The sequence below is a fragment of the Pantoea sp. AG1095 genome (assembly GCF_003208415.1).
Classification (GTDB): domain Bacteria; phylum Pseudomonadota; class Gammaproteobacteria; order Enterobacterales; family Enterobacteriaceae; genus Pantoea; species Pantoea leporis.
In genome coordinates, this window is sequence record NZ_QKMJ01000004.1 from 37,904 (window position 1) to 58,437 (window position 20,534).

General features: G+C 55.5%; 21 protein-coding genes and 1 pseudogene. 10 read left to right on the plus strand and 12 right to left on the minus strand.

Features of this window, described 5'->3' with window-relative positions:
* The first annotated feature begins 49 nt into the window (after positions 1-49).
* Positions 50-1,240 (plus strand): MFS transporter, encoded by a 1,191-nt coding sequence (locus tag DEU53_RS10610; RefSeq protein WP_101761120.1) that lies wholly within the window; start codon positions 50-52, stop codon positions 1,238-1,240.
* On the opposite strand, the gene DEU53_RS10615 is transcribed toward DEU53_RS10610, so the two are convergent.
* From DEU53_RS10615 to DEU53_RS10625, 3 genes are all read right to left on the minus strand, one after another.
* Entirely contained in the window at positions 1,233-1,577 is a 345-nt protein-coding gene (locus tag DEU53_RS10615) for a helix-turn-helix transcriptional regulator (RefSeq protein WP_110867017.1), read from the minus strand. The genes DEU53_RS10610 and DEU53_RS10615 overlap by 8 nt on opposite strands.
* 96 nt (positions 1,578-1,673) lie before the next feature.
* Positions 1,674-2,615: a sugar phosphate isomerase/epimerase gene (locus DEU53_RS10620; RefSeq protein WP_110867018.1), complete on the minus strand. Its 942-nt coding sequence runs from the start codon at positions 2,613-2,615 to the stop codon at positions 1,674-1,676.
* 8 nt (positions 2,616-2,623) lie between these two features.
* Positions 2,624-3,802: a Gfo/Idh/MocA family protein gene (locus DEU53_RS10625; RefSeq protein WP_110867019.1), complete on the minus strand. Its 1,179-nt coding sequence runs from the start codon at positions 3,800-3,802 to the stop codon at positions 2,624-2,626.
* Between the two features lie 405 nt (positions 3,803-4,207).
* Between DEU53_RS10625 and DEU53_RS10630 the strand changes: the two genes are divergently transcribed.
* The 5 genes from DEU53_RS10630 (at position 4,208) to DEU53_RS10650 (ending at position 10,104) form a co-directional block, all read left to right on the plus strand.
* A complete protein-coding gene (locus DEU53_RS10630; RefSeq protein ID WP_110867234.1) occupies positions 4,208-5,221 on the plus strand; it encodes a LacI family DNA-binding transcriptional regulator in 1,014 nt (337 codons plus the stop codon).
* Between the two features lie 17 nt (positions 5,222-5,238).
* Entirely contained in the window at positions 5,239-6,063 is an 825-nt protein-coding gene (locus tag DEU53_RS10635; RefSeq protein WP_101761125.1) for a sugar phosphate isomerase/epimerase, read from the plus strand.
* A 208-nt stretch (positions 6,064-6,271) separates the two neighbouring features.
* Positions 6,272-7,000, plus strand: coding sequence for a gluconate 2-dehydrogenase subunit 3 family protein (locus tag DEU53_RS10640; protein ID WP_110867020.1), 729 nt, complete (start codon positions 6,272-6,274; stop codon positions 6,998-7,000).
* An 18-nt stretch (positions 7,001-7,018) separates the two neighbouring features.
* Positions 7,019-8,788, plus strand: a complete 1,770-nt coding sequence (locus DEU53_RS10645; RefSeq protein ID WP_110867021.1) for a GMC family oxidoreductase — start codon at positions 7,019-7,021, stop codon at positions 8,786-8,788.
* Between the two features lie 2 nt (positions 8,789-8,790).
* Positions 8,791-10,104, plus strand: coding sequence for a cytochrome c (locus DEU53_RS10650; protein ID WP_110867022.1), 1,314 nt, complete (start codon positions 8,791-8,793; stop codon positions 10,102-10,104).
* Positions 10,105-10,365: 261 nt separating this feature from the next.
* On the opposite strand, the gene DEU53_RS10655 is transcribed toward DEU53_RS10650, so the two are convergent.
* Positions 10,366-10,830, minus strand: a complete 465-nt coding sequence (locus DEU53_RS10655; protein ID WP_110867023.1) for a heme-degrading domain-containing protein — start codon at positions 10,828-10,830, stop codon at positions 10,366-10,368.
* A gap of 82 nt (positions 10,831-10,912) precedes the next feature.
* Positions 10,913-11,263 carry a cupin domain-containing protein gene (locus DEU53_RS10660; RefSeq protein WP_110867235.1) on the minus strand — a complete coding sequence of 117 codons (351 nt, stop codon included), beginning with the start codon at positions 11,261-11,263 and terminating at the stop codon, positions 10,913-10,915.
* A gap of 145 nt (positions 11,264-11,408) precedes the next feature.
* Between DEU53_RS10660 and glsB the strand changes: the two genes are divergently transcribed.
* Positions 11,409-12,332: a glutaminase B gene (gene glsB / locus DEU53_RS10665; protein ID WP_110867024.1), complete on the plus strand. Its 924-nt coding sequence runs from the start codon at positions 11,409-11,411 to the stop codon at positions 12,330-12,332.
* A 9-nt stretch (positions 12,333-12,341) separates the two neighbouring features.
* Here glsB and DEU53_RS10670 read toward each other — a convergent pair.
* Together DEU53_RS10670 and DEU53_RS10675 are read right to left on the minus strand one after the other, a co-directional pair.
* A pseudogene (locus DEU53_RS10670) lies at positions 12,342-12,718 on the minus strand (type II toxin-antitoxin system death-on-curing family toxin).
* Positions 12,715-12,936, minus strand: a complete 222-nt coding sequence (locus DEU53_RS10675) for a type II toxin-antitoxin system Phd/YefM family antitoxin (protein WP_110867236.1) — start codon at positions 12,934-12,936, stop codon at positions 12,715-12,717. The pseudogene DEU53_RS10670 and the gene DEU53_RS10675 overlap by 4 nt, the downstream one beginning before the upstream one ends.
* 246 nt (positions 12,937-13,182) lie before the next feature.
* Here DEU53_RS10675 and DEU53_RS10680 point away from each other — a divergent pair, with 246 nt between their 5' ends.
* Positions 13,183-13,599 (plus strand): DUF2946 domain-containing protein, encoded by a 417-nt coding sequence (locus DEU53_RS10680; RefSeq protein WP_110867025.1) that lies wholly within the window; start codon positions 13,183-13,185, stop codon positions 13,597-13,599.
* Positions 13,600-13,670: 71 nt separating this feature from the next.
* Positions 13,671-15,407: a DUF2534 family protein gene (locus tag DEU53_RS10685; RefSeq protein ID WP_110867026.1), complete on the plus strand. Its 1,737-nt coding sequence runs from the start codon at positions 13,671-13,673 to the stop codon at positions 15,405-15,407.
* An 80-nt stretch (positions 15,408-15,487) separates the two neighbouring features.
* Here the strand turns inward: DEU53_RS10685 and DEU53_RS10690 are convergent, their stop codons facing one another.
* Complete coding sequence (locus DEU53_RS10690; RefSeq protein WP_110867027.1) at positions 15,488-16,504, minus strand: NAD(P)-dependent alcohol dehydrogenase; 1,017 nt, start codon at positions 16,502-16,504, stop codon at positions 15,488-15,490.
* Positions 16,505-16,627: 123 nt separating this feature from the next.
* Positions 16,628-16,897: a hypothetical protein gene (locus tag DEU53_RS10695; protein WP_101761136.1), complete on the minus strand. Its 270-nt coding sequence runs from the start codon at positions 16,895-16,897 to the stop codon at positions 16,628-16,630.
* A 280-nt stretch (positions 16,898-17,177) separates the two neighbouring features.
* On the opposite strand from DEU53_RS10695, the gene DEU53_RS10700 reads away from it, so the two are divergent.
* Positions 17,178-17,738 carry a thioredoxin gene (locus tag DEU53_RS10700; RefSeq protein ID WP_110867028.1) on the plus strand — a complete coding sequence of 187 codons (561 nt, stop codon included), beginning with the start codon at positions 17,178-17,180 and terminating at the stop codon, positions 17,736-17,738.
* Positions 17,739-17,970: 232 nt separating this feature from the next.
* On the opposite strand, the gene DEU53_RS10705 is transcribed toward DEU53_RS10700, so the two are convergent.
* The 3 genes from DEU53_RS10705 to DEU53_RS10715 all read right to left on the minus strand — a co-directional run bounded on the left by DEU53_RS10705 (position 17,971) and on the right by DEU53_RS10715 (position 20,454).
* On the minus strand, positions 17,971-18,444 hold the full coding sequence (locus DEU53_RS10705) for a heme-binding protein (RefSeq protein WP_101761138.1): 474 nt from the start codon (positions 18,442-18,444) through the stop codon (positions 17,971-17,973).
* A gap of 86 nt (positions 18,445-18,530) precedes the next feature.
* Positions 18,531-19,142, minus strand: coding sequence for a response regulator transcription factor (locus tag DEU53_RS10710; RefSeq protein ID WP_110867029.1), 612 nt, complete (start codon positions 19,140-19,142; stop codon positions 18,531-18,533).
* 4 nt (positions 19,143-19,146) lie between these two features.
* On the minus strand, positions 19,147-20,454 hold the full coding sequence (locus DEU53_RS10715) for a sensor histidine kinase (RefSeq protein ID WP_233501730.1): 1,308 nt from the start codon (positions 20,452-20,454) through the stop codon (positions 19,147-19,149).
* Between the last annotated feature and the right edge of the window lie 80 nt (positions 20,455-20,534).

A 20,534-nucleotide genomic window follows, 5' to 3' on the forward strand; every position in this document is an offset into this window, starting at 1 on the left:
AACGCACCATAAGCAGACTCGCTCTGCCTCATTGCTATGGTGCGAAAATATGACCCATACCGTTTTATCTGCGAATCCTGCTCTGCGTCGTTCTGGTTTTTTCCTGTTCTTACTGCTGCTGACAGCGGCCAACTTGCGCACGCCTATTACCGCGGTTGGCCCGGTGCTGGAAAACATCCGTCTGACGTTTGGCTTGAGCGCCAGTGCGGCGGGCGTGATCAACTTCTTGCCGCTATTGATGTTCGCTACCTTAGCGCCACCCGCAGCATGGTTCGGCAACCGTTTTGGTCTTGAGCGCAGTTTATGGGGCGCATTGCTGCTCATCACGCTGGGATCGATTCTGCGTATCAGCGGCAGTGAAAATGCGTTGTGGGTGGGAACGATCATCCTGAGCTCGGGGATTGCGGCGGCCAACGTGCTGCTGCCGCCGCTGATTAAGCGTGATTTCACCGAACACACCGCGCGATATGTTGGCTTGTACGCGATGACCATGGCGATCACCGCCAGCATTGCATCGGGCGTGGTGGTGCCGCTGGCAGAGCTGAGTCGCGCGGGTTGGCGACTCTCATTAGCGGTGTGGCTGATTCCGGCGATTATCGCTCTGTTGGCCTGGCTGCCGTACCTGAAAAAACCTGCGCCTCAGACCAAAAACAGCGCCAACGGCGCATCAACGCGCTCACCGTGGCGCGCGGCCTTAGGCTGGCAGGTTTCGCTGTTTATGGCCTGCCAGTCGTTGGTGTTCTACACCTTGATCGGCTGGTTTACGCCTTTTGCGCAAGACAGCGGCATTAGCCAGCTGGAAGCGGGTGGCATGCTGTTTGTCTATCAGATTGTGGCCATCGTTTCGAACCTGGCCTGCATGAGCGCACTGAAAAAAATGCACGACCAGCGGATGATTGGTTTTCTCGCATCGCTATCGATTTTTATCGCCGTCGCGGGACTGTTAATGGCACCGCAATACGCGCTGCCGTGGCTGATTCTGGCGGGACTGGGCGCCGGTGCATCAATGGTGATTTGCCTGTCGCTGTTTAATCTGCGCACCCATGATCATTTGCAGGCTTCGAAATTGTCGGGCATGGCACAGTGCGTCGGTTACGGATTAGCGGCGCTGGGCCCGCTCTGTTTTGGCCTGCTGCATGATGTCAGCGGCAACTGGCAGTGGCCGCTGATGCTGCTGTTGGTGATTGCGGGGTTGCAGATGATTGTGGCTACGCTAGCTGGGCGTGCGCGGGTTATTTAACCTGGAAATCATCCAGCGTGGTGCGGGTCAGGGGATCTTGCTGGGTGGCGCTTAGCAGTGAATCAAGCAGACCCGGGAAACGGGCATCGAGATCGTCGCGCCGCAACGACAGCAGGTTTTCACGTCCAGAGGGTTTCTGCCAGATAATGCCGCCTTCGCGCAGCACGCGCCAGTGATGGGTCAACGTGGATTTGGAGACGCCTTTCAGCAGCGATCCGCAAGTATGTTCGCCGCCGTCCGCCAGAATGCTGATTACCGTCATGCGCATCGGGTTGCCCAACGCCGCCAGCACATTCTCCAGCCTGATTTCGTCGCGCTGTGGATGGTTTTCCAGCATGGCGTGCCTCTTAATAGTGGGTGAACCACGGATTATCAGGCAGGCAAGGCTCGATGTACAGAACACGGCGAGCGGTTGCCCGCCGTGAATTTGACATTACTGGCTAAGGGTTTGCTTGAGTGCCGCAATTGAGGAGGTTACGCCCGCTTCCACCGACATGGTGAGATCTTCCATTTCCAGCGATACCCAGTCGTTGTAGCCCATCATGCGTACCACCGAGAAGAACTCTTTCCACCACTGCAGATCCTGGCCGCAACCAACGGCAACATAGTTCCAGGCGCGATTGGCGACATCTTCTACCGGTTTGGTTTCCAACAGACCATTGATATCCACCAGCCCGCGCTCCAGACGCACATCTTTGCCGTGACAGTGATGAATTGCCGGGCCGAGCGCGCGTGCTGCTGCAATCGGGTCCGCGCCCATCCACAGCAGATGGCTGGGATCGAGGTTAAGTCCCACCATCTCACCCACCGCGCCGCGCAGACGGAACAAGGTTTCCGGATTCCACACCAGCATCGAACTGAAATTCTCCAGCGCGAATTTCTCCACGCCGCTCTCTTTAGCGCTCTGTACCAGCCCTTGCCAGTAAGGGATCGCCACTTCATTCCACTGATAATCGAGGCAGTTTTTCAGCGTTGGCGGCCAGCTTACGGTGTAAGTGATCCAGTTTGGAATGGTGTCGTGCGGGCTGGCGGGCGGCAAGCCGCTCATCATGACGATTTTCTTCACCCCCAGTTCTCCGGCCAGCGCCAGCGCGTTTTCCGTATCGCGCTTATGTTTGTTACCTAATTCGCCTGGATCGAGCGGATTACCCGACACATTCAGCGCCGCAATCGACATGCCGCGGCTCTCCAGCGCCTGCAACAATTGTTGACGCTGCGTGGCGCTGCCGAGCAACTCTTCGGTACGCAGATGCGGCGCTGGTGACCAGCCGCCGGTCGTCATCTCAACGCCGTAAACACCCAGCTCCAGCAACTTATCCAGCATCTGTTCAAACGGCAGATGACCCAGGCTATCGGTACAAAACGAAAGTTTCATGGCAGTCCTTATTCGTAGTTAACCCAGCTCGCGCCGTTGTCCGCAGAACGCACGCAGTTTTCAATCCAGCGCACACCTTCAATTCCGGCGTTAATATCGGGATAGATCAGGTTATCAAGCGTGGTTTGGTCGCCCTGTTGGGTGGCGTGGATGGCGATAGCAAATTTCAGATAGATATTGGCCCAGGATTCCGCCAGACCTTCAGTGTGCAGCGCGCCCAAACGTTCATCGGCCAGGGCGCTTTCATGCAGGTACGGCATGCCGTGATGCATAATCTGATTCGGCTGGCCCTGCACTTCATATTTCAGCTCGCCTGGGTTGTAGTCGCTCCACTCTAGGCTTGCACGCGAACCAATCACACGAATACTTTGGCTGTCCATCGAACCGGCATTAATCGATGAGGCCCACATGCGCCCTACCGCGCCGTTGTCGTAATGCATCAGCACCATGGCGTTATCTTCCAACGGCGCGCGCGAGGGAATGAAGCTTTGGCGATCGCACAGCAGCGATTTCACTTTCAGTTCTGGCAACACCAGCTGGGAGATGTAGAAAGTGTGCGTGGAGATATCGCCGAGCACAAAAGACGGACCGGCAATCTTCGGATCGACGCGCCATTTTTGCGCTTCGCTAAATTTGTCGGCGCTGTCATTAGCGCTGAAGCCGTGGGTGTATTGCAGCTCCACCATGCGCACATCACCAATTTCGCCGTTGGCGATCATCGCCCGCATCTGCATCAGCAGCGGATGGCCGGAGAAACCGTAGGTCACGCCAACGATCAGCCCTTTTTCCGCCGCTAATGCTTTAATTTCCAGCGCTTCGGCGGTAGTGAAGAACAGCGGCTTTTCACAAATGACGTGAATACCGGCATTCAATGCCGCTTTGGTGATCTCAAAATGGGTGCCGTTTGGCGTGGCGATGGACACCACTTCAACGCCATCTTCACGCTTCGCCTCTTCGGCCAGCAGCTGCTGATAAGTGGCGTAGCAGCGATCCGCATCGAGCCCTAAGTTGACACCGAAATCGCGACCACGCTCGGCATCGATATCAAAGGCGCTGGCCACCATCTGATACGCCGTGTTATCACGCAGCGCACCGCAACGGTGTTTATAACCCACCTGGCTGAGACGGCCGCCACCGATCATGGCCCAGCGCAGTGGGCGTGGAATACTCTTTTCACCGATGAGCATAACAACTCCTGTTTATTTTGCACTCGGGTGCAAAATGGTTTGAGGTAAGAGATCAGAGATTAATTTTTAGCGTTTTACTGTTTTGCTACCGGGTGCAAAATAAGCTGCACACGACAGGTAAAAACGAGATTTGCTTGGTAGTGGTGAGCAAAATGTCAGCTAAGACGACTTTTTAGTCAATCTGGCAAAGTGCAAATCAGCGAAATCGATCACAAAAAGTTAATGAAATGCACCCGATTGCAAAAAACGTTGCAATCGGGTGCAAAGATCAAACATAATCGCAACATCCTAAAAACAGGGTTATTTGTCGCGCTTTACGCCAATTGCGTGCGCTTAGGTGTTTATTTTCCGTTGGGTTTCACGTTCAATGCTGTGGGTCTCCGCTTTTTCCCCTATGCAGGTGCTATGAGTAAACCAACCGCAAAATCCCACAAAGCCACCGCCAGCGATGTGGCAAGACTGGCTGGCGTCTCAAAATGGACGGTATCGCGTGCCTTTACGCCCGGCGCGTCAATTTCCGAGAAAGCGCGCGAACGCGTAATCGCGATTGCCACCGAGCTGGGTTATCGCCCTAACCTGCTGGCCCGCAGTCTGTCGCAGAAGAAGACACAGATTATTGGCGTGGTGATCGACGAGCTGAAAAATCCGCACTCGATGCTGATGCTCGACACCGTCACCCGCCAGCTACAGCAGCGCGGCTACATGGCGCTGCTGCTGAATATTGGTAGCGGTGAAAACTACCGCGCGGTGCTGTCGCTGGCCGATCAGCTGCAGGTCGATGGCATGCTGTTTCTCGGCACGGTGCTGAGTGATGAGCTGGTCGCCGTGGCGCGTGAAATGCACCACATTCCGCTGGTGCAGGTGTGCCGTAACAATGACGAGCCGGATATTGAAGTGGTCAATATCGATGGCTTGCAGGCGGGCAAACAGCTGGGCGAACTGCTGCTGGCGCAAGGTTATACGCGCATCGGGTACATGATGGGCCCGGCCACCAGCAGCCATCACACGCTGCGTTTGGAAGGTCTGCAACTTGCGCTGAACCAAGCTGGCCTGGCGCTGGAAGTGCTGCTCACCGCCGGTGAATACGCCCGCGAACGCAGCTACGCGGCGTTGACTGAGTATCTCAACGCGCACGCGCCCGATCAGCGGGTTGAAGCGCTGTTTTGCGAAAACGATGTGCTGGCGCTCGGCGCGCTGGCGGCCTTACGCGAAGGTGCAGGCAACAAATTCATGGCGGTGGTGGGTTTCGATGACATCGATGAAGCCAGCTTGCCCAGCTGGCAGCTCACCACCTTCAGCCAGCGTATTGATTTGATCATCACTGAAGCCCTGAACCGGCTGATTGATGAACGTGCCACTCCGGGTGGCGTTTGGTCTCAGGGAGAATTGCGTATTCGACGCTCTCACCTGAAGCCGTGAGGTAACAAGGAGGAGAGATGAAGTTGTCGTTGCATGGCGTGTCTGTTTGGTACAGCAATGCCGTCACTCAGTTACGCATCGCCCATGAGACTGGCTTTAGCGGGCTGGAGATCCTGCCAGAACATCTGTATCGCTATCTGGATAACGGTGGCAGCTATGCTGCCTACCGCGATCTGATGGCGAAATACAGCGTCGATATTACCTGCATCAATGCGCTGAAACGTATTGGCCGCCATGAGCCGGAAGCGCGAGCTGAGCTGCTGCGCGAAGCGGAAAAAATCTGCCAGGCCGCGGTGGAACTGCGTTGTCCGGTGGTGCAAATCATGGCGCTGACCGAACTCGATCATCTTTCCGCCGCCGAGCGTGATGCCATCCTGCTGGAGAATATCTCCGCCATCGCCGATATCGGCGCACCGCACGGCATCAAATTCCAGATTGAAGTCGTCGCCTTCACCGCGTTCAATTCGCTGCAACACGCACTGGATCTGATTAAACAGAGCGGCAAAGACAATCTTGGCGTGGTGGTGGATTTCTGGCACCTGCATGCCGGCGGCGGCACCACGCCTGCTGAAGTGGCGCGCATGGATAAAGATCTGATTTACGGCGTGCATTTCTGCGATGGCCGCGCGGCCAAGCCGGGTGAAGCCTGGGATGAGTGGGTACAGCGCGACTACGCACCAGGCCAGGGCGATGTGGATATTGCCGCCTGGGTGGCGGCGGTAAAAGCTACCGGCTACGACGGTGTTTGGTCACCGGAACTATTAAGCCCGCAAAACTGGGAAGACGATTTGTGGGATATTTCCCGTCACTGCTATGAAGATATGAATAAATATATTCATTAACATAAAGGGAGCCCGATAAACGGGTTTCCCGTAAATACGGTCACCATAAATGGCGACCGTATATTTACCCTACCTCTGAAAAAAACAATTACGAACGCAGATTCGTCGCTAGCGCCTGCGCGCTATTTGCGCACGGTCATTGCGTCTGAAATATCTGAACGTCGTGCTCTGTCAATATTCATCTGTTGAAGTTTAAGGGATAAAAAGTATGAACCGAAGAGAAGCGCTCTTTTCGCTCAGTGGAATTGTGGCATCCCTCGCTGTCGCGCCGCAGCTACGGGCGAAAGAGCTGCACAATGTCCCGCTGGAAACCCAACTCAGCACCGATCACCTGCCGCAACCGGCATGGCAAGACGGTTATCAGGTGCTCACCAATCCGCTGGATCGCCAGAATCTGGCAGCCATCTTTGACCGCCTAATCCCCGCCGATGACCTTGGCCCGTCCGCCAGTGAAGCGGGCGCGATTGAGTTCCTCGATAACCAGTTAGCCGGTGATTATGGCTCTGGCGCGGCGCTCTATTTGCAGGCGCCGCTGCATCCGGAAAATGAAGCGGCATTGATGGGCAGCCCGCAATTTCTTACCCCGCCAAAAGCGCGCTATTTAACCGGCTTAGCCGCGCTGGAAAAGTGGGCGCAGCAACAGCATCAGGCTTCATTACATACCTTATCAGCTGAACAGATCGATACATTCCTGACAGCAATGGAAGACGGCAAGATCGATTTAGGAAAAGACGTGAATAGCCAGGCGCTGTTTGAATTAATGCTGCAAAACGCGCGCGAAAGCTATTTAGCGGATCCGATTTATGGCGGAAATAAAAATATGGTGGGTTGGAAGATGATCGGTTTTCCCGGCGCACGCTATGACTATTGCCCTTATATCGAACGCCGCAACGAAAATCTGGCGCTTATTCCCGTCAGCCTCATTCCTAACGATTAAATAGCCGGAGCTGAGTCAATGTCATTAGTAAAAAATAAAACTGACGTGGTCATCGTCGGCTTAGGTTGGGCCGGTTCGGTGATGGCGGAAGAGCTTACCCGCGCCGGACTTAACGTGGTCGCCATTGAACGCGGTGCCTGGCGCGATACTTCGACCGATTTCCCGGTCGCCATTGATGCCGATGAACTGCGTTTCCACACGCGCCGCAAAATCCTGCAGCCGATGAGCGTGGAAACCACCACCTTCCGCAACCGCAGCGATCAGCTGGCGGCACCGGTGCGTAACTGGTCAGCGTTTCAGTTTGGCTGGAACGTTGGCGGTGCAGGCACACACTGGGCCGGCATGTCATGGCGCTTTACGCCGTGGGATTTTGAAGTGGCGAAGCAAACCCGCGAACGTTACGGCGCGAAAAAGATGCAGGGTTTGCAGCTGCAGGATTGGGGCGTGACCTACGACGAAATGGCGCCGTTCTACGATCGCTTCGAGCGTATTGCGGGCACTTCCGGTATCGCGGGCAATCTCAACGGCCAGCCACAAAAAGGCGGCAATATCTTCGAAGGCCCGCGTTCACGCGACTATCCAACCCCGCCGCTGAAAGATACGCACTGGATGAGCAAGTATCGCAAAACAACCGAAAGCATGGGGTATCACCCGTTCACGGTGCCGGCCGGTAATCTGTCGCAAGCTTATGTCAATCCGCTCGGCGTCAGCATGGGTCCGTGCACCTATTGCGGCTTCTGCGACTTCCACGGCTGCGGCAACTTCTCCAAGTCATCGCCACAAGCGTGCATTTTGCCGGTGCTGATGCGCCGTCCAAATTTCACGCTGCTGACCGAAACGGAAGTGTTGCACGCCGTAAAGCATGACGACGGTAAAACGGTGAAAGGTGTGAAATTTATCACCCAGGATGGCGTCGAAGGCTTCCAGCCGGCGGATATCGTCTGTATCACCGCTTATCAGATGGATAACGTGCGTCTGATGCTGCTCTCCGGCGTGGGTGAACAATACGATCCGCTGACCGGTCGCGGCACCATTGGCCGTAACTACAACTATCAAACCTGCTCCAGCGTCACCGGCTTCTTCGATAACGAATACATGAACCCGTTCATCGGCGGCGGCGCATTGGCGGTGCAGATTGATGACTTCAACGGCGATAACTTCGACCACAGCGATCTCGATTTCATCGGCGGCGCGGGCATCATGGGCTTCTCCACCAACGGTCGTCCAATTCAGAACATGAACGGCCTGCGTCCCGGCACCAAACGCTGGGGCAGCGAGTGGAAAGCGGGCTACAAGCGCGATTACCAAACCGCCGGTACCATCTTCTGTCAGGGCACCTCGATGCCGATGCGCGAAGCCTATCTCGATCTCGATCCCAACTACAAAGATCGTCACGGCCAGCCGCTGATCCGCACCACATTCGACTGGAACCAGAACGATGTGCGCATGGCGAAATTCGTTACCGATCGCGCCATCGACATCATGAAAGAGACCGGCGGCCAGCATATCGTGGTGGATAACCAGGCGGAGAAGAGCTGGAATCCGTACCAGCAGCACAGCTCGCACACCATTGGTGGCGCGGTGATGGGCAGCGATCCCAGCACCTCCGCACTCAATCCCTATCTGCAAAGCTGGGATGCGCACAACCTGTTCGTGGTCGGCGCATCCGCCTTCCCGAACAACGGCGGTTATAACCCGACCATCACCATTGGTGCGCTGGCGGTGCGTGCTGCGCAGGCGATCCACCAGAAGTACATCCATAATCCGGCACCGCTGGTGGGGGCGTAATCATGGCGAAAGCAAAGAAAATTACCTACACGCTCGCCGCACTGGCGGTGATTGCGGGCATCGCGGCGTCGGGCCGTTTGTGGGTGGTGTTAGACAGCGCGCGCTCAAACGTTGCCGACGACAACGTGCAGTTGGCCGATTTCAACAGCAATGACGATGCCGCTATTAAACGCGGTGAGTACGTGATGCGCCTCGCCGACTGCGCCGCCTGTCACAATGCGGACTTCTCCGGCGGCTACACAATCGATACGCCTTTTGGCACGCTGCAGACCTCGAACATTTCACCAGACCGTGAAACCGGCATCGGCAACATGACCGAGCGCGATTTCTTTAACGCGGTGCGTCAGGGACGCGGCGAACACGGCTTCCTCTATCCGGCGATGCCGTACACCGCTTATACACAGATGAGCGATGATGATATGCACGATCTTTGGGCCTACTTTTCGGCACAAAAACCGGTGCACAACGCCATCGATGAAAATGCGGGCATGAATTTCCCCTACAACATTCGCCTGGCAATGGCTGGCTGGAACCTGTTGTTCTTCGATAACAGCGCGTTCAAGCCGCAAACCGCGCAGAATAATGAGTGGAATCGCGGTAAGTATATTGTGGATGGTCCAGCGCATTGCAGCGTCTGTCACACCGCGCGCAATGCGCTGGGCGGCGAAATCAGTAGCCACTATCTGCAAGGTGGCAATCTGGGAAGCTGGTACGCGCCGGATATCACGCCGAATCCTCATGCTGGCATTGGCAAATGGAGCGACGCGCAGATCACTGACTACCTGAAAACCGGTTCGAACGGTGCAAGCGTGGCGGCGGGTCCAATGGCCGAAGCGGTCGAGCACTCGACGCAATATTTTAACGATCGTGATTTGCACGCTATCGCCACTTATCTGCGCAGCTTACCAGCTTCTTCCACGCCGCAAGCCGCCGGATTCGTGATGGATAAAACGCGTCACGATCGGGCCGCACTGCGCTATGAAGTGGATTGCTCGGCGTGTCACGGGTTGTCGGGTGAAGGCATCACCGGCATGGTGCCCGCCTTTGCGGGCAATGGCGCGATGCAGAACGATCCCACCAACATGATCCACGCACTGCTGGACGGTGCCCGCGCGCCGCACACCGCAGGCCGCCCAACGTCCGCAGGCATGCCGGCATTCTCCTGGAAGCTTAACGATCAGGAAATGGCCGATGTGCTGAACTACGTAAGGAATTCGTGGGGTAATCAGGCTGCCGAGGTGAAAGCCAGCCAGGTCGCCGATCTGCGCAAAGCCACCGGCGCAGGCGCTAAGCTGAAAGTACCGGTGATGAAATAGCGTTTCTTCACCGAGCTTCTGGTTACCTTTCAGAGTCGTTGCTGGTCGCTAACCAGCAACATTTTCAGGATACAAGGGTTGCCATTTATGGCGTAATGTTCGTCAGTTAAGACATGAAAAACCCTCATTACCGAGAGCACACACTGTAGCGGCGCAATTCATTGCGCGATAAATCGCGACGCTACGGAAGGTGCGGTAATGTGATATGGCGCTTAACAGCCAGGCATTACGCCATTTATGGCGATCTTTTTTATAAATCCATCAGCGCAGCAGCTGAGTAATCCCCCACAGCGCTAACGCATGATCGTCTGCAGACGGTAAACCGCTGATGGTGACTGCACCAATAATCGCGCCCTGAGCAGTGAGCAGCGGGAAAGAACCACCGTGATCGGTGTATTCTTCCTGGCGAATATTACGCTGCTGCGCCATACGCTCGCCCTTCTGTTCATTCATAAGCCCCACATACATCGAAGAGTGGCCGGTCAACAGCACGGTATTACGCTTACGACGCATCCATTCCAGATTTTCTGGGGCGGATCCTGGCAACGCCGCCAGAAACAGCACCTGACCAAACGCATAGACTTCGATAGCCACAGGCGCATTGTCTTCACGCGCGCGCTGCTGGATGCTTTGGCCGATTTGCCACGCTAAATCGAAATCAAACTGCGGTAAACGATGCTCGGCTTCCTGCTGCTGCAAGGTTTCTAAGGACGGCAGCGATGACATGATAGAATCCTCTCAATTTGAAATAAATTTTCCATATCTTATATCATGGAATGAATTTTTCGCATGTGATGAGGTTCTCACTTCAGATTGTGCTAACCTGAATCGCACCGTAATGCACCGCGAGCCACACCGTTGGGCCCTTGCTGTCGGTCCAGTTGACGCGATGGCGGCAGCCAGCTGGGATCTCGACAAAATCGCCGACCTGCAAGTGACGCTCCTGCGTTTCCCCTTCCAGCTGCAATCCTGCCGATCCTTGTAACACCAGCACCCATTCCCCTTGCGTCTGGCAGTACCAGAAATCGGGCGGACTGGCTTGTCCGGTAGAAACGATGCGTTCAATATGCAGATTGGGCTGCGTCAGCAGCGCTTCAAACGTCTCTGCGTTGCCGTTCTGTGCGGCGGCGGGGAAATCGCGAAACAGGTTAGTTATCATCGCGCGGGCTCGACATTTAATGAAATCAGCCCGCACTGTAACGCAGGCTTCACCCAGAAGGCTCACAGAATTTTGCGCCGCCGATTGACGCGCTGCGCGCAAATCACCATCATCCTGGCCAATATTGGTTACACGGAGTGTGAAGGTGTCGGAACTCAGTAATGCATTGCTAGAAGAGATTGTCAGCGAAGTTCGTCCGCTCACCCAGCAGGGAAAGGTGGCGGATTACATTCCGGCGCTGGCCGACGTGGATGCCGATCAGCTCGGCATCGCCATTTGCACGCCCGACGGACGCTGTTTTCAGGCGGGCGATGCCGCGACGCGCTTCTCCATTCAGTCGATCTCCAAAGTGCTGTCGCTCAGCGTGGCGCTTACCTTGTATGAAGAGGGTGAAATCTGGCAACGCGTCGGCAAAGAGCCGTCGGGACAGGCATTTAACTCGCTGGTGCAGCTGGAGCTGGAACAGGGCAAACCGCGTAATCCGTTTATCAATGCCGGTGCGTTGGTGATGTGCGATCTGCTGGAAAGCCGCCTGACAGCACCACGCCAGCGCATGCTGGAAATTGTGCGCCGTCTGGCGCAGCAAAATGACATCCATTACGACCGCGTCGTCGCGCGCTCCGAATACGAACATTCGGCGCGCAACGCTGCGATCGCCTGGCTGATGAAATCCTTCGGCAACTTCCATAACGATGTCAGCAAAGTGATGGAAACCTATTTTCACTACTGCTCGCTGGCGATGAGTTGCGAAGAACTGGCGCGCACCTTTCTCTATCTCGCCAATCATGGCCGCACGCAGGATGATGAATCGGCGGTAATCTCACCGCGCCAGGCACGTCAGGTGAACGCGCTGATGATGACCAGCGGCATGTACGATGGTGCCGGGGAATTCGCCTGGCGCGTGGGCATGCCGGCGAAGTCGGGCGTCGGCGGCGGCATTGTCGCGGTGATCCCCGGTGACATGAGTATCGCCGTCTGGTCGCCAGCGCTGGATCATTCGGGCAACTCTTTAGCGGGCACCGCACTGCTGGAGAAACTTTCCGAGCGATTGGGAAGATCGATTTTTTAGACAATGTGGTTAGTGCGATCCGAAGAATGCGCGCAATTGGTTTGCCAGATAAGGCACTCCGGCTTCGCCAGTTGCTGCCATGACCGTCAATTCGACTAATTCAGGCCGGTCATGTACGCGTATTCCATTACGCTTTAAAAACAACATGGTTACGTTAAGCGAGGTTCTCTTATTCGCATCGGCAAAAATATGCCCGCGTGAGATTGCCACCCAATAGGTTGCTGCAAGCTCAAAAATATCCTGAATCCCTTCGTAATATTCACGATTAATAACGCGGGCAACAATAGCTTCTGCTCTTCCGGGATCGGACATTCCTGCAACACCGGCATAACGCTTAAAAGGTAATCGTGAAGTGCGATAACCTCCTCGGCAGAAACGTGAATCATCTATCTGTTAACGCTTTATTAGATGCATCAAACTCACCCATTAACTCTGCGAATTCAGCATCCAGTACGGCTTTTCGATACGCCTCGAAACTGGCTTTGCTGATGACAACCGCTGAGTCACCGCTGCGTCGAGTAATTTCAACGGCCTCGCCTGCAATCGCCTGGTCCAAAACCTGAGATAAATTCTCTCTGGCGCTGGTATAAGTAAACTTGTTCATAATATCTCCAACATGTACAGGTGAATGGTACATCTCTTGACCTTTGTCATCAATGGTATTTCCTGACGCGATGTTATGTTTCCGCTCTGTTTTTATCAGGTTGCATTAACGTTAACAGCCGCATCTCTTTAAGTGACTATTTTCAAAAGGTGCGAATTTTTTCTTAAATAGCCTCTATTTTTTTAACCCATCAACGTCAATCGCGTTACACTTCCGCCTCATTTACGGAATCATCCACTAGCAACCATGACGTTTACACATCCCTTCCGCCAGCGTTTGACTGCCTGCGTCGCCATTGTGGCGGTGCTGCTGCTGTTCGTCGCGCCGATTGTGTCGAAAACGTTGATGGAGCGTCAAAGCCAGCTGCTGGCGATGCCGCAGCACAGCATGATGGATAGCTCAATGAGCCATCATGAAATGATGATGGCGGATATGCCGATGCCCGGCATGAGCCATCACATGATGGACGACGGCGAGTTTGCCTGCGGCTATTGTGATCTGCTGGTGCATGTCCCGCTCCTGATGTGGGTGTTTATTCCGTTTATCTGGCTGATCATGGTGATCTCGCGCGCCCCGCCGCTGCCCCACGTGGTTGCGCCGATTGTGCGTCGCGTTAGCAGCATTCATCGTCCGCGCGCCCCGCCTGCACCGCTTTCCTGCTGACCTCATTTATTGCAGTGCACGCTCAGCTTGAGCGATGTGCTAAGACAATTTCTTTTGGAAGGAAGACGGCTTTGTCTGCTGCTCACTCTGCAGCACCGCGCGGCGCGGTGCTTAATTTGCTACGTCGCTTACATTTTTATATTGGTCTGTTTGTCGCCCCGTTCATCTTTGTTGCGGCGCTCAGCGGCACGCTTTATGTGTTGACGCCCCAGCTGGAAAACCTGATTTATGCCGATGCGCTAACCGCTGAACCTCAAGGCAACGCGCAGCCGCTGTCGGCACAAATCAGCGCGGCCCGTGCCTATGCGGGCGAAAATCAGCACATCTACGCCGTGCGTCCTGCGCCGGGCACAACGGATACCACGCGCGTGCAGTTCAGCGACGCCACGCTCGGCGCATCACTGTCGCGCGCGGTGTTTATCGATCCCTACAGCCTGAAAGTGAAAGGCGATATGCCGGTTTACGGCACCAGCGGTGTGTTGCCGCTGCGCACCACCATCGACTTACTGCACAGCAGCCTGCTGCTTGGCGATTTCGGTCGTAACTACAGCGAACTGGCGGCGTCCTGGCTGTGGGTGGCCGCTCTCGGCGGCGTGGTGCTGTGGCTGGGAACGCGTCCGAAACGTAAGCTGAAGCAACCGCGCAGCGGTTTCGCCTTAAGCCGCCACTGGCACATTACGCTCGGTCTGATGCTGGCGGTCGGTTTGGTGTTCTTCTCGGTGACCGGCCTGACGTGGTCGCAGTGGGCGGGCGGTAATATCGATCGCATGCGTACCGAACTGAACTGGCTGACGCCACAGGTGAATACCTCGCTCAACAGCGATGCGCCTGCTGCACCGGCCAATCCGCACGCCGATCACATGCCGGATAGGGATATGCCGGGCATGAGTATGCCGATGTCGTCGATGACCAAACCAACGGCAGCGCCCGCCAAACCGGCGCGCAATAACGCCGCTGATGCCGACTGGGATCGCGTGCTGAATACGGCGCGTCAGGATGGACTGAGCGCGGCGAAGCTCGAACTGCGTCAGCCGAAAAGCGCAGATAAAGCGTGGGCGGTGACGGAGATCGATCGCAGCTGGCCTACGCGAGTTGATGCGGTGTCGGTGAATCCGCAGGATTTTAGCGTGGTGGATCACGTCTACTTTGCCCGTTTCCCGCTGGTGGCGAAGCTGACGCGCTGGGGCGTTGATGCGCATATGGGCGTGCTGTTTGGTTTACCCAATCAGCTGCTGCTGGCGTTCTTTGGCCTCGGTTTATGCAGCATGATCGTGTTCGGCTATCGTATGTGGTGGATTCGTCGGCCAAAAGATGTCGACGCGAATCCGGCACAGACCCTAACCGAAACCTGGATGGCGTTACCGCATTACGCCAAAGTCGCCTGGTTAATGGTGGCGCTGGCGCTGGGTTATGCGCTGCCGGTGATGGGCGCGAGTTTGCTGGCGTTCCTGCTGCTGGACATTCTGCGCTGGCGCAAACAGCAACGCGCACCGCTCGATGAAGCTGCGCTGTTGGCTTCACAGCAATCTCCGCTGGGCATTATTCGCGCGCGATTTGCCGTGAAGCGTAAAGAGATGCGCTACTTCCTGCGCGGTTTGTTTATCCTGGCGCTGATTGTCGGCACGGTGATGAGCAATGCGATTATCGGCGGCGTTATCGATCAATATGGCATTCCGTTCAGCCATTGGTCGCTGACCATGTACATCACGCAGGGCTTTATGATTGCGTTGTACACCACGGTATTTACCGCGCTGACGTCGATTCCGCTGTGGTATTTCTTCCTCGGCGAAAAGGATGAGCGGGGATAAGTGCGTGGAGTTAAACGGTGCGCAGGAATGCGCACCGTACGGCCTGAGATCGCCATTTATGGCGATCTGGTCATTGAGATTTAAAAATCGGCTTTCAACACTACGCGGTAATTGGCTTTGCCCGCGCGTACGTGATCCAGCGCTTCATTGATTTTAGACATCGGGAACTCTTCCACCTGCGGTGCGATATCCGCACGCGACGCCAGTTTCATCAGTGAACGTAGCTGGCCTGGCGAACCGGTAGAGGAACCGGTCACCGCGCGATCGCCCATAATCAGGCTGAACGCCGGCACTTCGAACGGCTTCATCACTGCGCCGACGGTGTGGAATTTACCGTGCGGAGCCAGCGCCTGGAAGTACGGTGCCCAGTCAAGATCCACCGCCACCGTGCTGATGATCAAATCAAACTGACCGGCCAGCGCATTCAGCGCCTGCGGGTCGCGGCTATTTACCACGCGGTCCGCACCCATCGCTTTGATTGATTCGGTTTTGCTGGCGTTGGAGCTGAATGCCGTCACTTCTGCACCCATTGCACGCAGCAATTTAATCGCCATGTGGCCCAGGCCGCCGATGCCGATCACGCCGACGCGGCTGGTGGCGGTGACATGATGCATCAACAGCGGTTTGAACACGGTGATGCCGCCACATAGCAGCGGACCCGCCGAGGTGTAATCCATCGCTTCTGGCAGCGGGATCACCCATTGCCAGTCGGCGCGCAGATGGCTGGCAAAACCGCCTTTGTTCATGATGGTTGGCACCGAACCGTTCTCACAGTTAACGTGCTCGCCATTGATACAGGCATTACAGTGCTGGCAGCTTTTCGCCGTCCAGCCGATGCCCACGCGCTGGCCCACTTTCAAGCCTTTATTCTGCGCCGCATTGCCTAACGCGCTGATGCGGCCAATCACTTCGTGGCCGGCAATCACCGGGAACGAGGAGATGCCCCACTCGTTATCAATCATCGACAAATCTGAGTGACAAACACCGCAGTAATCGACCTCAACCTGCACCTCTTCAGCAGCCAGTTCACCGGCTTCATACTCATGAGGCACCAGCGCTTCACCCGCGTTCAAGGCGGCATAACTTTTGATTTTCATTACTGTCCTCTGTATCCACGTTTTTTGACAGGGCAAGTCTAGCAGAGCGTGTTTCCCGCTCTTGACCATTAATCCGTCACTTAGCCGCTTTAACGCGATTAAAACGCTGAAAAGCATCAAGGGTTAAAGCGGATCGTGATTTAGCGGCGTGCGGTACGCGACGCGCGCCTCTTCAATCAGTTGGCTGGCGGTCACCGTGGGCGGCAAGCGCGTCAGCACTTTGCTCGCTTGCCAGTAACACAACACCATAAGTTCATCGGATTCGCTTTCCGCCATCTCCAGTAGCCGCTCGCGCAAAGTGGGAACGTCCAGCGTTTGGTGTTCATCCATTAACTCGGCAATGGTTTCATTAAGAACCTGATGAATGATTTTCCAGGAGAGATTGGCAAACACATTGAACCTCGATGCTCTTAACGTTTGGCTCCAGGCAAATGAATCAAAAATGCTACAAGTAAGAAGATTGAAACAGGATTAACTATAGCCGCTTATTTTCTGTGCAAGGCGGTTGCAGGCTGAGTTTCTTGTAGCTCGCGGATCTATAAAACGATTTTTCTTTCGCCACATTTGCAGCAATCGAATGGCTTTGTAACAAAAAAGCACAAGCCCATGCTGGCTGTTCGCGCCGCGCTTTGCCAAAGTAAGACAACTTTTATCGCTGCAACAGGGAATGACCATGAGCCAATCCACCGCATTACACGCCGATCCGCTGGTTTGGGGCCACGGCCCGAAAGTGTTCGAAGTATTTCTGGAACCCACCTGCCCGTTCTCCGTGCGCGCATTCAACAAGCTGGACGCGTTGCTGCAACGGGTAGGCGAAGAGAAGATGACATTAAAAATTCGTTTGCAATCACAGCCGTGGCATATGTATTCCGGCGTGATTGTGCGCTACATCCTTGCCGCCTCAACCTTGCCGGAGGGCAAAGCAGCCGCCAAAAAGGTGCTGCAGGCGGTGGCGGATCATCGTGAAGAGTTCGAGTTTACCGATCATAGCCACGGCCCGAATATGGATGCCACGCCGAATCAGATTCTCGATCGTCTGGAGCAATACAGCGGCGTTAACGCGCGCGAACCTTTTCTGCGTGCCGAGCTGCAGAATGAGATCAAATGGCACAGCAAATACTCGCGGCAAAACGGTATCCACGTTTCACCAACCTTCATCACCAACGGTTTGGTGCAGCTGGATATCGGCAGCGGTGACGAGATTGAATCCTGGGCTAAACGCATCTTCGCTTAACGCCTTTGGCCCGTTGCGGCGGGCCTTTAGTATGATTTCGCGATAGATTTTCGCTTGCACTGCTTGCCTTAACTCCGACAATCGCTATCTCTCTAATTATGCTGTCACAGGCACGCGGTCGGGCACGGTTGCCCGTCGAACTGCTGCTGTTTACCTTGCCGATGCCGTTAGTCTGTTTTGCACTGTCGCGCCGTAACTAACCAGGTCGCCATCAATGACGACCTGGTGCGTATTACTGAATGACTTTCAACGCATCCACCGCGCAGGCTTCATCCAGATGGCCGCCCGGTGCGCCGCCGATGCCGATTGCGCCAATCACCTGATCGCCGCTTTTCACCGGCACACCGCCCGCCAGCAGCAGGAAGCCTGGAATATCACGCATGTTCTGCGCACCAGCATTATTCTGTGCGGCTTCCATCACTTTACCGCTTGGGTTTTTGGTGCTCAGCGCGGTGTAGGCTTTCATCTGGCTGGCTTCAACGGTGTGCGGACCGGCGTTATCCATGCGCTGCACCGCTTTCACCAAACCAGCACGATCCACCACGGTCACCGTGACGTTGTAGTTTTTCGCCGCACACGATTGAACCGCGGCGCTCGCCAGCTTCTGTGCGTCAGCCAGAGACAGATTGGATTCGGTTAATGCAGCGTGGCTGCCGAAGGATACCAGGGCCGCCGCAGCGGCAATCAGAGAAAGGCGGATGTTCATGTGTCACTCCTGTTTAATAGTGAGTGACACTGTAAAGCGCGGCGGGCAAAAGAAATATGCGGGCGATTACCCGTTCGGCCTGGTAGTTATACCTGGTTCAACTGCTGCCAGGCGTGAATCAACTGCGCGAGATTATTGAGTTCCAGCTTGGCAAACACCGCCGCGCGATGCGCTTCCACGGTGCGCGGTGATAGCGATAAATCACGCGCGATCTCTTTGCTGGTTTGCCCGGCAATCATCAACTGCATCACTTCACTTTCACGCGCCGATAACAGCGCAAACCGCGCCTGCAAACCCTGCTGCGACTGCCAGCGATCGGCACGCTGCTCACTTTCGCTGAATGCCAGATGAATGGTCTCCAACAGCGGTTCTATCTCCAGCGGCTTGGTGTAAAACTCAAACGCGCCCTGACGAAATGCGCGGCGACAGGCATCAATGGTGCCGTGACCGGTCATAATGATCACTGGTAGCAGCGGATGGCGATCGCCCTGCTCCGCCAGCCAACTCAGACCGCTAATGCCCGGCATGCGCACATCCAACAGCAAACAGCCGCGCAGCGGTTGCTGCGCCTGCGTAGCCGCTTCAAAAGCGGCCAAATCGGCAAAATCGGCCACGTCGTAATCCAGCGTCTTAAGCAGAAAACCGAGCGATTCACGCACGGATAAATCATCATCCACTAACCAAACCTTTGCGACCATTCCGTTACTCCGCCAGTTGGAAAATTAAGGTAATCTCCGCGCCGCCTGCAGCGCGATTTGCCAGCCGCAGCTGGCCGTTCATGCGTAACATCAAACTCTCGACCAGCGTCATGCCTAATCCCATGCTGTTAGCGCGCGAGCTGTAAAACGGCATGCAAGCCTGCGCTAATGCTTCCGCCGAGAAGCCGGGACCGTTATCGCTAATGATGATTTTGATGCCGTGAGGAATAGGTTCAGATGCCATGTTCACCCATGCATCGGGATGTCCTTGCTGCATGTGAATGGCGTTCTGCAACAGGTTATGGAACACCTGTTCCAGCCATTGGGGATCGCTCAATACTTTTGCCTGACCGTGCTGCCACTGCTGACGCAGCGTGACATCGCCGTCATCCAGTTCCTGTTGCAGCAGCACCGTCACGCGCCGCCAGATGGCTTCCGGATTCACGGCGGTCATCGCCACCGGACGTTCGCTCACGATGTCGCGAAAGCGTTGCAGCAACGCCGCGAGGCGCTCGGTTTGCAGGTTCATCGCGTTGAGCGCCTGCGGCAGATTCTCGTACTTGCCCTGTTTCAGCAGCAGCTCACTGCTGTGCAGCCAGGTGTTGATGGCTGTCAGCGGCTGATTAATTTCATGAATGATGCCAGCGGTAAACTCGCCCAATGCTTCACGTCGCGTCCGCTGGAAATAGTCCGCGCGCAGGCGCATCTCCACGTGCTGACGCCAGTGACGCAGCAGCCACCAGCCTAAACCGCCAATTACCAGCCATGCCAGCAGCGCCAGCATAAATGGCAGCGCATGCAGCGCACGCCAGTCGGGATTGGCGCTGCCTTTCAGCAAGAATGGCTGATAGTGATTGATGAACGGCCGCTGCCATTGCCAGCGCGCGGTGTCCGAATAGTTCACCGTTTGCATGGCGGGCGGTGCGTGGATATGAAAAGCCAGAGCCAGCGCCACATCCGAGGTTTGCAGGGCAAAATGCAAATCGATCAGCATGCGAATCTGGCGGTAAGGATTGTAGAGCCAATAGCGACCACCGCTCACTTCTTCAAAACGCGGCGCGGTTAACGGACGATTTACGGTGTGTTCCAACAGGACAAGCTGGGGGAATTTGCTCTGCAAAGAGGCGAGTTCCTCATCGCCATTCAGCAGCGGCAACAGCGTTTCATTCTGCGTTTGATAGGCGGCGAGACGGTTAAACTGCTGATTAAATCGCGCCTCGCCGACACGCTGCTGCTGCAAAATTTGATCGGTAAATAACGCTATCAAGGTGATCAGCGTTAACAGCAGCCAGACCAGCCAATACCTTTTCATCCATGGTCGGTAAGTGTGCGGCATAGAGTTCCGTGGTTATGCAGTAAAGAAGTACTCCAGTAAAGGAGGCCTGACTAAAG